A 12,021-nucleotide genomic window follows, 5' to 3' on the forward strand; every position below is an offset into this window, starting at 1 on the left:
TCTAAATGTAGAACATATACGCGTCTTGATTTCCGTCATCTGTATAGCTTGCCAAGTCTTCAAGAGTTGTATTGTCTAGTACGTCTTTTACTGCATCACGAATTCGAATCCAAAGTTCACGCTTTGCTGGTTCTTCGTTTTCAATGACTTCGACAGGACTAATTGGTCCTTCTAATACACGAATAATATCACCGGCTGTGATCTCGTTCGGTTCATGTGCAAGAACATAGCCGCCATATGCACCGCGAATACTTTTCACAAGACGGGCATTCCGAAGTGGTGATACAAGCTGCTCTAAATAATGCTCAGACAAATTATTGTTTTGAGCGATTGATTTTAATGATGTAGGGCCTTCGCCATGTTTTTTGGCTAATTCGATCATGATCGTTAGACCATATCTGCCTTTAGTTGAAATTTTCAAGTTAAACACCTCTGCGTTTTCTATTCTATGTCATCAATTATTTTTTCTGATTTCATATACGCTGATATATAGACCAAAAGCAATTATATCATACTTTTAGCCAACTTTCATTTGCCGCTTCTAGGCGCTATAACAGGACGGATCCCTTTTCTATTTGAAGAAATTTCGGTACTCTATACAAACAAGACATTGCTTTAGGAGAGATAATCATGAAACCTTTAGCGTACCGGATGCGCCCAAGTCATATTGAAGACATCATTGGGCAGGAGCATCTCGTTGGAGAAGGTCAAATTATTAGACGAATGGTCGAGGCAAAACATTTATCCTCGATGATTTTATATGGACCGCCGGGCATCGGCAAAACATCAATTGCGACGGCGATCGCTGGGAGTACAAGCATTGCGTTTCGGACATTAAATGCAGTCATTCATAACAAAAAGGATATGGAAGCTGTCGCCGCTGAAGCGAAAATGAGCGGCCAGGTCATCCTCATTTTAGACGAGGTTCACAGGCTTGATAAAGGAAAGCAAGATTTTCTTCTTCCTTATTTAGAAAATGGCATGATCATTTTAATTGGTGCAACGACGGCTAACCCTTATCATGCAATTAATCCTGCCATCCGGAGCCGGACACAAATATTTGAGCTAAAACCGCTTGAAACAGAGCAAATCAAAGTTGCATTAACAAGAGCATTACAGGATGAACATCGCGGCCTTGGCGGTTATGAGGTGAGAGTGGACGATGAAGCGATGCATCATTTTGCCAACGGATGCGGCGGAGACGTACGCTCTGCTTTAAATGCATTAGAACTAGCTGTCTTATCGACAAAAGCAGATGAAGCTGGGCATATTGTGATCACTCTTGCCGCAGCAGAAGAATGTTTACAAAAAAAGAGCTTCTCACATGATAAGAATGGTGATGCTCATTATGATGTCCTCTCGGCTTTTCAAAAATCCATTAGAGGATCTGACGCAGATGCGGCACTACATTACCTTGCCAGATTGATTGAAGCAGGAGACCTTGAAAGCATTTCAAGAAGGCTACTCGTGATGGCTTACGAAGATATTGGCTTAGCTAGTCCTCAAGCTGGCCCTCGTGTGTTAAGCGCTGTTCAGACAGCAGAAAGAGTCGGTTTCCCGGAAGCACGAATTCCGCTGGCTAATGCAGTCATTGAACTGTGTCTTTCTCCTAAGTCCAACTCAGCATATAAGGCAATCGATGCGGCACTTGGTGACATTCGTTCAGGGAAAATAGGTGAAATCCCTGTTCATTTAAAAGATGCTCACTACAAAGGAGCTACAGCACTCGGTAGAGGTGTCGACTACTTATATCCACACGATTATGAAAACGGCTGGGTGAAGCAGCAGTACCTACCTGATCCGCTGAAAAACAAACAATACTATGAACCGAAGCAAACAGGCAAATTTGAAGGCGCACTGAAACAAGTATATGAGAATTTAAAACGCCAAAAATAAAAAAAGCCCCCTGCCTAATTAGCAGGGGGGCTGTCAGATTGTTGACAAAGGGCTAAAATGATCTTGATTTTAGCCCTTTGTCTTCTTTTCAGCGTGATAGAAAACCTTTGCAGTCTAGGAAGGACGAGCATCGGAGCGGAGCGAATTGAACATTCGTGAGCACCGAAGCACAGATCTGACACCGAATGCGAGGGTTTGTCTACACGCTGGCCCCTGCCTAATTAGCAGGTGGCTGTTTATTTATCCTTCACACGTGTAATTGGAATATCTTTCAAAAGCTGCATAATAACATGACCACCCATGATCAGTCCTGCAACAGATGGGACGAATGCATTGGAAGATGGCGGCATTTGTGCCTTGCGAATCTTCGCTTCATCATTTCCAACTTCTTTTCTAACATCTTCGCGAATCACAATCGGACTTTCATCAGAGAAAATGACTTCAATTCCTTTACGAATCCCTTCTTTGCGTAGACGCGTTCTCACGACTTTTGCAATTGGGTCGGTATGGGTTTTTGAAATGTCATCAATTTTGAAGCGAGTCGGATCTGTTTTGTTTGCAGCTCCCATACTCGAAATGATGTTCACACCTCGTTTCAGACACTCTTTCATTAAATGAATTTTATAGTGAATCGTATCTGATGCATCGATGACATAATCAAGCGGATATTCAAAAAATTGCTCATATGTTTCCTCTGTATAAAACATCTTGAGCGCAACCACTTCACATTCTGGATTAATATCAGCGATTCTCGCCTGCATTAAGTCAACCTTTGGCTGACCCACTGTTGAAAGCAATGCTGGCAGCTGACGATTTACATTTGTAATATCAATATCATCTTTATCAACAAGAACAATACGGCCAACGCCTGAACGAGCGAGTGCCTCGACTGCAAATGAGCCAACGCCGCCCACACCAAGCACTGCAACTGTACTGTTTTTTAATATATTTAAGCCTTCCTTGCCAATGGCAAGCTCGTTTCTTGAAAACTGATGTAACAAGTGCCTCACTCCACCTTTATTTAAAATGAATCGAAAGAATCATATCATATTCAGACTTCTCCGTCATCCTTCTGTAAACGAAAAAAACACAAAAAAGTCCCGACAACGCCGCCAGCTTTTCCTTCGTTTTGAACCCCGCACCATGCAGGTGGGTGCTTTCTTCCTGACTTTATAAGTCCTCTAAAGAGGCATTTATGCAGAAAGGAAAGGCAAGCTCCCGTATAAAAAAATGTTCGGTCAAAACTAGGTAACCACCGTACGTATCAGGACTTTATTTATTGAAGAAAGCATATCATAGGCATGCCGCTTTTTCAAGCGTTTACATGCCTATATCTATGCGTCTATTTTACTGTTTTACTTTTGTTTTAATGGCTAAGCTTAACTCATCAAGCTGCGCCTCGCTCACATGGCCTGGAGCATCTGTTAACACGCAGCTCGCACTTGCCGTTTTCGGGAACGCAATCGTGTCTCTTAGGTTAGAGCGCCCGGCAAGCAGCATCACTAAGCGATCAAGACCAAGTGCGATTCCGCCGTGCGGAGGAACACCGTGCTCAAAAGCATCTAGAAGGAAGCCAAATTGTTCATAAGCCTCTTCTTTTGAAAACCCAAGTAAGCTAAACATTTTTTCTTGAATGTCCTTTTCGAAAATACGAATCGAACCTCCGCCAAGCTCATAGCCATTCAGGACAAGATCGTAAGCCTGTGCCTTCATGTCTTCTGGGCTTGTCTCAATTAATTCAAGATCGTCGCGTACTGGCATTGTGAAAGGATGATGGGCAGCATAGAAACGGCCTTCTTCTTCATCTTTTTCAAGCAGCGGCCAATCAACAACCCATAAGAAGTTGAATCGAGACTCATCGATGAGTTCAAGCTCTTTGCCGAGTTTTAAGCGAAGGGCGCCAAGTGCATCATGGACAACAGACGTCTTATCTGCAACAAAAAGTAAAAGGTCGCCTTCTTCGACTTGCAGCTGCTCTTTTAATTCTCCTTGCTTTGCTTCGTCAAAGAATTTAGCAATTGGCCCTTTTAATTCTGGTCCTTCTGCTTTAAGCCAAGCTAGACCTTTTGCACCGTAGTTCGCTGCAAATGCACCAAGGGCATCAATGTCTTTTCTTGAGTAGTTCGCTGCAGCCCCTTTGACATTGATGGCTTTCACAGCTCCACCATTTTTCACAGCTCCGCTAAAGACTTTGAAGTCAGAGTCTTTTACCGTGTCTGAAATGTTGACAAGCTTCATCTCAAAACGTGTATCTGGTTTATCAGACCCATAAGAATTCATCGCTTCATCATATGTCATACGAGGTAATGGCAATGTCAGATCTACGCCTTTGACATCTTTCATCACTTTTGCCATCATCTCTTCAGCAAGCGTCATAATGTCCTCTTGACTCATAAAGGACATTTCGATATCGACTTGTGTGAATTCCGGCTGACGGTCAGCACGTAAGTCTTCATCTCTAAAGCAGCGAGCAATTTGATAATAACGATCCATACCTGAGACCATTAGCAATTGTTTAAATAATTGCGGGGACTGAGGCAAGGCATAGAATTCTCCTTCATGTACACGGCTTGGAACAAGATAGTCACGTGCACCCTCTGGCGTACTTTTTGTTAAGATCGGTGTTTCAATATCTAGGAAGCCGTTATCATCTAGGAAATGTCGGAATGCTCTCGTGACTTCATGTCGCATTTTCATCGTTTCAAACATAGCAGGACGGCGAAGGTCTAAGTAACGGTATTTAAGGCGCACATCTTCTGATACCTCATCCGCTTGATCTGAAATCACAAAAGGAGGAGTTTTCGCTTCATTTAACACGCTGACCGTTTCGACTTGTATTTCAATTTTCCCTGTTTTTAGATTTGGATTGATTGTTGCTTCTTCTCTTGCCACAACCGTTCCTTTAATATCAAGGACATATTCATTACGAATCGATTCTGCTGTCTCAAGCGCCTCTTTTGAAAGGTCTGGATTGAAAACCGCTTGTACAATTCCTGTACGGTCACGCAGATCGATAAAGATTAATCCACCAAGGTCACGTCTTTTTTGAACCCATCCTTTTAATACAACGGTTTGACCGATTTGGTCTTCTGTTACTTCTCCACAATAAAAAGTTCTACCAAACACAAACATTCCACTCCTTCTTTACGCCTTCTTGTGGGCCTTCATCATTTGAATCAGCTCATCAAGCTTCACTTCAATTTGTTCACCCGTTGTCGTATCTTTTACATTCACAATCTGCTGCGCGAGCTCATCTTCACCAAGGACTGCAATAAACTTGGCTTTTAATCGATCAGCCGCTTTAAATTGTCCTTTTAATTTCTTCCCTGTATAGTCCATTTCACTTGAAATGCCTTCTTTTCTCAGACGATTTAATAATGAAACAGCGTAATCTTTCGCATCATCACCTAGTGCAGCAATGTATAGATCAATGCCATCTTGCAGTGGAAGATCAATCCCTTCAGCATCAATTGCTGATAGGAAACGCTCAATACTCATAGCAAAGCCGATTCCTGGTGATTCAGGACCGCCAATTCCTTCAACAAGTCCATCATAACGGCCTCCGCCGGCTAATGTGGTAATCGCACCAAAGCCTTCAGCATTGCTCATGATCTCAAATGCTGTGTGATTGTAGTAATCAAGACCACGCACTAAGTTCGGATCGACGACATATTCAACGCCTATATCTGTTAAGTATTGTTTGACCTTTTCAAAATAAGTCCGTGATTCATCGTTTAAGTAATCTTGAATGGATGGAGCCGTTGCCATCAATTCGTGGTCACGATCCTTTTTACAATCAAGAATTCGCAACGGATTTTGATGTAAACGAGTTTGACAGTCATGACAGAATTCATCGATTCTTGGCTCAAAGTGCTTAACAAGTGCCTCGCGGTAGTCTGCACGGCTCTCTTTGTCACCAAGGCTGTTAATGACGAGCTTTAAGTTAGAAAGACCTGCTTTCTCATAAACACTCATCGCAAGGGAAATCACTTCTGCATCAATGGCTGGATCCTTTGAACCGATCGCTTCAATCCCAAACTGATAAAATTGACGATATCTTCCCGTTTGCGGACGTTCATAGCGGAACATTGGCCCGATGTAATACAGCTTTGTTGGCTGCGCTGGCTGTGCAAATAATTTATTTTCAACATAAGAACGTACAGTTGAGGCTGTTCCCTCTGGACGAAGGGTGATGCTGCGTCCCTTTTTATCTTCGAATGTATACATCTCTTTTTGAACGATATCGGTTGATTCGCCTACTCCCCGTGCAAATAGCTCTGTATGCTCAAAAATCGGTGTGCGGATTTCTTTGTATTGAAAAGCTGCACATGTATCTCTTGCAATTTGTTCAACATACTGCCAGCGTTCTGACTCTCCAGGTAAAATATCCTGTGTGCCTCTTGGAATATTAAAACTCATTTTTCGTCCTCCTACGACCATCATTCATTTTTTATGTGGACATATAAAAAACCCCCGCCTCTACTATGTGTATAGTAGGGACGAGAGTTATACCCGTGGTGCCACCCTAGTTGGAACATGATCTAGCCATGTTCCCGCTCAAATCCTTAACGCAGATTCACGTTCTCCGCCTATTGACTCATTTTTAGAGCGTTCAGCAGGAAACCTACAGAGTGTTCTTTCGTGATAAATGCCATGCGGATTCGCTTTCAGCCTAAGGCGATTCCTCTCTGCTCACGCAATTTACCCTACTATTCTCTATCATCAGTTCCACATTTTAAATTTTCAAGTGTGTTGATTTATATTATAATAAGGTCGGTGCTGCCACTCTGTCAACCCTTGCCGTGCCTCTTTTTCTTTTCCAGCTCTTCTTTTGACGTACATCCGTATTCAGATGCGGTTTCTTCAAGGAAGCCTGGTTGATCCATTTCGTCGTGCTGCCAGCGATCGATATCACGATGTCCATTATATTGCACTCGTCCTAATTTTCTGCTTAATCTCATGTTTGTACATCCTTTTATCACGTTTTTATTTAGTATAAACAGATTGATTCATTTTTATTAGGGAAACTGCAAGGAATTCATCCATTACATAACGAAATTACATTCATCGGTTTTACAAGGGAGGGGAAAACACCGTTTTGAATCTAAAAAAACACAATCAAATGATGATGCTTCTTACCTGTTTTGTTCTCATCGCAAGTACTTTGCCGATGGCACATGCTACAGCACAAACAGATCAAGCTGTGGTCGCTACAGATGAAATCAATGTGAGATCAGGTCCTGGCTTAAGCTATGGAATCGCAGCTGTTGTGAAGCGCGGAGAAAGCTATCCCATTCTCACGAAACAAGGCGAATGGGTACAGATCGGTCTATCGAACGGTCAAAAAGGCTGGGTCGTCTCATGGCTGATTACAACATCATCTGGCAGCCAAAAGGCTGCTAAGTCAAAGACGCAAAATCAAAGCTCATCTGGCAGCAGTTCTATTACATCGACAGCCACTGATCTTCGCATACGGACAGGCCCTGGGACTTCCTATCAAGTCGTCGGAACTTTCCCGCAAGGCGCTTCCGCTAAAAAGCTGCAGACAAGCGGCGAATGGACAAAAATTTCGTATAAACAAGCAGTAGGCTGGGTTCACTCTGATTATGTGTCAGGCGGCCAAAAGGCCTCTCAATCAAGCTCTGGCGAGTCCTCTCGCTCTAAACAGACAGGCACAGTTGGCGTATCGAGCTTGAATGTAAGGCAATCGGCAGCACCAAATGCACAAATTGTCGCTTCACTTGCCCGCAACACACAGGTTACTATTTTGCGCGAGCAGAACGGCTGGTATGAAATTGAGGCAAAAGGCGTGAAAGGCTGGGCAGCAAGCTATTACATCGTCACAAGCAATGGAGCGAGTTCAGCGGGTGAAAAGAACTCATCTTCTTCGACTTCCCAAAAGAAAGCATACATTGTCTACGATGGCACCAACATTCGAAAAAGCGCTTCTACTTCTGCTCAAATTGCAGAAAGAGCCACAAAAGGCGCTGCCTACCAAATTGTTCGCACGCAAGGTGACTGGTACGAGGTGACGTTATCAAACGGCGGAACTGGTTATGTAGCAAGCTGGGTCGTTCAAACGAATAAAAATAGCAGTGAGGCACCAAGACCACAGCAGGATTCATCGTCAGGAACTGGTTCTTTAAAAGGAAAAACGATTGTTCTTGATCCAGGTCATGGCGGAAAAGACAGCGGCACGATTGGCGCAGATGGTGCCTTTGAGAAAAACATTACCATCAAAACAGCCAATTTACTGGCAGGCAAATTAAGGGCTTCTGGAGCAAATGTTTATTTAACTAGAAGTGAAGATACTTTTATCAGCCTTCAATCGAGGGTTGCGACATCTCATTACAGAAATGCAGATGCATTTATTAGTCTTCATTATGATAGTTTTATGGACCCAAGTGTCAGAGGAAGTACGGCGTATTATTATCAAGCATCAAAAGATCAGCAATTAGCAACAAACGTTCATACAGAAGTCGCTAAACGCTCTCAAATCCCTGATAAGGGTGTGAAATTCGGAGATTATTTTGTCTTAAGAGAAAACAAACGTCCTTCTCTTTTATATGAACTCGGTTATTTAAGCAATCCTCAGGAGGAAGCCATCATCTATAGTGCATCTTACCAAGAACGAGTGACAGAAGGAATGACAGAAGGATTAAAACAATATTTCCGTTAAAAAAAAGAGGCCACTGCGCCTCTTTTTTATTTTGTCGCAAAAGAAAAAGACTCTAAACAAACTCCTACAAGAGTTTATCTACAGTCTAAAGTGAATCTATTCTTTGCTATCCATCCAGATGGTGACGGGTCCTGAATTGGTCAATGACACATCCATCATTGCGCCAAAGCGGCCAGTTTCTACATGTATGCCTTTTTCTCTAAGGGCTTTATTGAAACATTCGTAAAGGGCGTTCGCAGCATCTGGCTTGGCTGCTTTCATAAAATTCGGCCTTCTGCCCTTTCTCGTATCACCATAAAGGGTAAACTGGGATACAGACAAAACGCTTCCTTTTACATCCAATAGCGAATGATTCATTTTCCCGTTTTCATCCTCAAAAATACGTAAATGTGCAAGCTTATCAGCTAAATAATGCACATCTTCTTCTGTATCTTCGTGTGTGACACCAACGAGTACCATATATCCTTCATTGATGGCACCTGTGATCTCTTCTTCTACCTTCACAGATGCACTTGTCACACGCTGCACAACAAGTCTCATAGACGATATACTTCCTTTCTAATTCATGAATCGGCGAACAGAGTAAATGTCTTTGATTTGTTTAATGCGTTCTACCACTTTGTGCAAATGGTTAATGTTTTGGATAAAGATCGCCATATGAATCGTCGCCACTTTGTTACGATCAGACTTACCAGAAACTGACGAGATGTTCGTTTTCGTTTCGTTGACTGCTTGAAGCACCTCATTGAGTAAGCCGCGTCTGTCATATCCTAGTATTTCAATTTCCACATTGTATTCTTTACGGTTTCGAGCAGGCTGTTCATGCTCCCACTCTACCGGGATTAACCGTTCCTGCGCTTCTCCTGTTTTCACGTTCGGACAGTCATCACGGTGAACAGATACGCCTCGGCCTTTCGTAATAAAACCAACAATGCTATCACCAGGAACAGGGTTACAGCACTTAGATAAGCGGACAAGCAGGTTATCTATCCCTTTGACTCTTACGCCTGCTTCTCGTTTCTTCCCGTGATATGTCTTTGGCTCTACAGTCACTTCTTGAACCGTTTTTTCTTGTTCTTCTTGATCTCTTTGTTTTCTTTCTTTTTCAGTTAAACGATTGGCGACTTGGAGTGCAGTAATTCCGTTATAACCAACCGCTGCATACATGTCCTCTTCGTTTGAAAAATTAAATTTGTCAGCCACTTTTTGCAGGTTTTCAGCTGTCAGAATGTCTTTGACATCAAACTCAAGGTTTTTGATTTCTTTCTCCACGAGTTCTCGGCCTTTTTCGACATTTTCTTCACGGCGCTGTTTTTTGAAAAACTGTCTGATCTTGTGCTTCGCTTGGGAGGTTTGGGCAAGTTTGACCCAATCCTGACTTGGCCCATAGCTGTGCTTTGATGTCAGAATTTCAATAATGTCACCTGTCTTCAATTTATGATCGAGCGTGACCATCTTTCCGTTGACCTTCGCACCGATCGTTTTATTCCCAATTTCCGAGTGAATGCGGTAAGAAAAGTCAATCGGAACGGAACCTGATGGCAGTTCAATGACGTCTCCTTTTGGTGTAAAGACAAACACCATATCAGAGAACAGATCGATTTTTAACGATTCCATAAATTCTTCTGCATCTGTAGATTCATTTTGGAATTCAAGGATTTCTCTAAACCAAGAGAGCTTCTTCTGGAAGACCGCTTCCTCCGTTGATTCTGCTGACTCTTTTCCTTCTTTGTATGCCCAGTGCGCAGCAATTCCGTACTCTGCAATTTCATGCATTTCCACTGTACGGATCTGAACTTCAAGCGGGTCTCCTTTTGGCCCAATCACTGTTGTATGAAGCGATTGGTACATATTCGGCTTTGGCATGGCAATATAATCCTTAAACCTGCCAGGCATCGGCTTCCAGCATGTATGGATAATCCCAAGCACGGCATAGCAGTCTTTAATGCTGTCAACCAAAATACGAACCGCCAGCAGATCATAAATTTCATTAAACTGCTTATTTTGCAAGACCATTTTGCGATAAATACTATAAATATGCTTTGGTCTTCCGGAAAATTCAGCCTTGATGTTTACCTCTGACACACGATCTTTTACTTCATTGACAACCTCGTCCAAGTATTCCTCTCGTTCCGCTCGTTTGCGCTTCATGAGATTCACGATCCGGTAATATTGCTGCGGATTTAAGTAACGGAGTGCTGTATCTTCAAGCTCCCACTTAATCTTTGAAATCCCTAATCTGTGCGCAAGCGGTGCAAAAATTTCAAGGGTTTCATTTGAAATTCTACGCTGCTTTTCCTGAGGAAGGTGTTTGAGCGTTCTCATATTGTGCAAACGATCTGCCAGTTTAATCAAGATGACGCGTATATCCTGCGCCATTGCTACAAACATTTTTCGATGGTTTTCGGCCTGCTGTTCTTCTTGTGATTTATATTTAATCTTCCCGAGCTTTGTTACACCATCAACAAGCATCGCAACTTCTTCGTTAAAATGCTCTTTTAAATCCTGTAATGTCACATCTGTATCCTCAACAACATCGTGCAGGAAACCGCCTGCAATGGTCGATGGGTCCATTTCAAGGTCAACAAGAATCCCCGCCACTTGAATTGGATGGATAATATAAGGCTCACCAGACTTCCGGTATTGCTCCTTATGTGCATTTTCAGCATATTCATATGCTCGCTCTATAAATTGAATATGTTCAGCGGACAGGTATTCTCTTGCCTTGTCAATGACCTGCTGCGCCGTTAAAACTTGTTCGTTCGCCATGGAATCACCTTTTTAAATGAAAACTGTATTGTAGTTTATTATCAAGAAAAATTCGATAGATGTAAAGAGAAGAAGTCCGCTAAAAGATTTTTGATAGGAAAAAAGCACCCTTCTTACCGAGTGCTTTTTGCGTAAAACTCCATTAGTATTGCATTAACGTCAAGATGTCGTAACCGTCAAGCTTCTTTCTGCCGTCCAGATACGTCAGCTCAATCAAGAATGCAATTCCTGCCACAACGCCGCCCAATTCCTCTACAAGCTTGATGGACGCTTCAATTGTTCCACCAGTCGCAAGTAAGTCATCTGTGATCAATACACGCTGACCAGGACGAATCGCATCTTTATGAATCGTTAATACATCTTTCCCATATTCTAAGCCGTATTCGACTTTAACGACTTCACGAGGAAGCTTTCCTTCTTTACGAACCGGTGCAAAACCTACACCAAGTGCGTATGCTACAGGGCAGCCAATAATGAATCCACGCGCTTCAGGTCCAACGATGAGATCAATGTCTCTTTCTTTCGCGTATTCAACGATTTGATCCGTTGCATAACGGTACACTTCGCCTTTATCCATTAACGTTGTAATATCTTTAAATTGTACACCTTCCTTTGGGTAGTCAGGTACAACTGTCACATATTGTTTTAAATCCATCTTTTCCTTTTCCTCCTCGTAC

At 42.6% G+C, this 12,021-nt stretch carries 10 protein-coding genes, 1 other RNA gene and 1 other annotated feature; of the genes, 2 read left to right on the top strand and 9 right to left on the bottom strand.

The genetic code is table 11. The features are described from left to right. Nucleotide 1 precedes the first annotated feature (1 nt). Nucleotides 2-421, bottom strand: a complete 420-nt coding sequence (cymR, locus tag NKR21_RS13335) for a cysteine metabolism transcriptional regulator CymR (protein ID WP_012010726.1) — start codon at nt 419-421, stop codon at nt 2-4. A 209-nt stretch (nt 422-630) separates the two neighbouring features. Between cymR and NKR21_RS13340 the strand changes: the two genes are divergently transcribed. Further along, entirely contained in the window at nt 631-1,896 is a 1,266-nt protein-coding gene (locus tag NKR21_RS13340) for a replication-associated recombination protein A (RefSeq protein WP_144455773.1), read from the top strand. A gap of 236 nt (nt 1,897-2,132) precedes the next feature. On the opposite strand, the gene NKR21_RS13345 is transcribed toward NKR21_RS13340, so the two are convergent. The 5 genes from NKR21_RS13345 to NKR21_RS13365 form a co-directional block, all read right to left on the bottom strand. After that, nucleotides 2,133-2,897 (bottom strand): tRNA threonylcarbamoyladenosine dehydratase, encoded by a 765-nt coding sequence (locus NKR21_RS13345; RefSeq protein WP_012010728.1) that lies wholly within the window; start codon nt 2,895-2,897, stop codon nt 2,133-2,135. Between the two features lie 92 nt (nt 2,898-2,989). Continuing rightward, nucleotides 2,990-3,170: non-coding RNA, 6S RNA (gene ssrS, locus NKR21_RS13350), on the bottom strand. A 73-nt stretch (nt 3,171-3,243) separates the two neighbouring features. Then, nucleotides 3,244-5,022 (bottom strand): aspartate--tRNA ligase, encoded by a 1,779-nt coding sequence (gene aspS / locus NKR21_RS13355; RefSeq protein ID WP_144455771.1) that lies wholly within the window; start codon nt 5,020-5,022, stop codon nt 3,244-3,246. Between the two features lie 18 nt (nt 5,023-5,040). Further along, nucleotides 5,041-6,315, bottom strand: coding sequence for a histidine--tRNA ligase (gene hisS / locus NKR21_RS13360; RefSeq protein ID WP_144455769.1), 1,275 nt, complete (start codon nt 6,313-6,315; stop codon nt 5,041-5,043). Between the two features lie 73 nt (nt 6,316-6,388). After that, nucleotides 6,389-6,628: a binding site (T-box leader), on the bottom strand. A gap of 58 nt (nt 6,629-6,686) precedes the next feature. Next, nucleotides 6,687-6,857, bottom strand: a complete 171-nt coding sequence (locus NKR21_RS13365; protein WP_003216250.1) for a YrzK family protein — start codon at nt 6,855-6,857, stop codon at nt 6,687-6,689. A 161-nt stretch (nt 6,858-7,018) separates the two neighbouring features. Here NKR21_RS13365 and NKR21_RS13370 point away from each other — a divergent pair, with 161 nt between their 5' ends. Beyond that, nucleotides 7,019-8,575 carry an N-acetylmuramoyl-L-alanine amidase family protein gene (locus NKR21_RS13370; protein WP_390624541.1) on the top strand — a complete coding sequence of 519 codons (1,557 nt, stop codon included), beginning with the start codon at nt 7,019-7,021 and terminating at the stop codon, nt 8,573-8,575. Nucleotides 8,576-8,671: 96 nt separating this feature from the next. Here the strand turns inward: NKR21_RS13370 and dtd are convergent, their stop codons facing one another. The 3 genes from dtd to NKR21_RS13385 form a co-directional block, all read right to left on the bottom strand. Beyond that, nucleotides 8,672-9,115, bottom strand: a complete 444-nt coding sequence (gene dtd / locus NKR21_RS13375; RefSeq protein ID WP_003216527.1) for a D-aminoacyl-tRNA deacylase — start codon at nt 9,113-9,115, stop codon at nt 8,672-8,674. Nucleotides 9,116-9,133: 18 nt separating this feature from the next. Then, on the bottom strand, nt 9,134-11,344 hold the full coding sequence (locus tag NKR21_RS13380; RefSeq protein WP_012010732.1) for a RelA/SpoT family protein: 2,211 nt from the start codon (nt 11,342-11,344) through the stop codon (nt 9,134-9,136). A 142-nt stretch (nt 11,345-11,486) separates the two neighbouring features. Next, nucleotides 11,487-11,999 carry an adenine phosphoribosyltransferase gene (locus tag NKR21_RS13385; RefSeq protein WP_003216770.1) on the bottom strand — a complete coding sequence of 171 codons (513 nt, stop codon included), beginning with the start codon at nt 11,997-11,999 and terminating at the stop codon, nt 11,487-11,489. Between the last annotated feature and the right edge of the window lie 22 nt (nt 12,000-12,021).

This window comes from Bacillus sp. 1735sda2 (genome assembly GCF_024159245.1).
Classification (GTDB): Bacteria; Bacillota; Bacilli; order Bacillales; family Bacillaceae; genus Bacillus; species Bacillus pumilus_O.

What these genes read in the sequence shown, in the direction of transcription:
- NKR21_RS13340 (WP_144455773.1), top strand. Translation starts at nt 631, where the DNA reads ATGAAACCTTTAGCGTACCGGATGCGCCCAAGTCATATTGAAGACATC.
- hisS (WP_144455769.1), bottom strand. Translation starts at nt 6,315, where the DNA reads ATGAGTTTTAATATTCCAAGAGGCACACAGGATATTTTACCTGGAGAG.
- NKR21_RS13365 (WP_003216250.1), bottom strand. Translation starts at nt 6,857, where the DNA reads ATGAGATTAAGCAGAAAATTAGGACGAGTGCAATATAATGGACATCGT.
- NKR21_RS13370 (WP_390624541.1), top strand. Translation starts at nt 7,019, where the DNA reads ATGATGATGCTTCTTACCTGTTTTGTTCTCATCGCAAGTACTTTGCCG.
- dtd (WP_003216527.1), bottom strand. Translation starts at nt 9,115, where the DNA reads ATGAGACTTGTTGTGCAGCGTGTGACAAGTGCATCTGTGAAGGTAGAA.
- NKR21_RS13380 (WP_012010732.1), bottom strand. Translation starts at nt 11,344, where the DNA reads ATGGCGAACGAACAAGTTTTAACGGCGCAGCAGGTCATTGACAAGGCA.
- NKR21_RS13385 (WP_003216770.1), bottom strand. Translation starts at nt 11,999, where the DNA reads ATGGATTTAAAACAATATGTGACAGTTGTACCTGACTACCCAAAGGAA.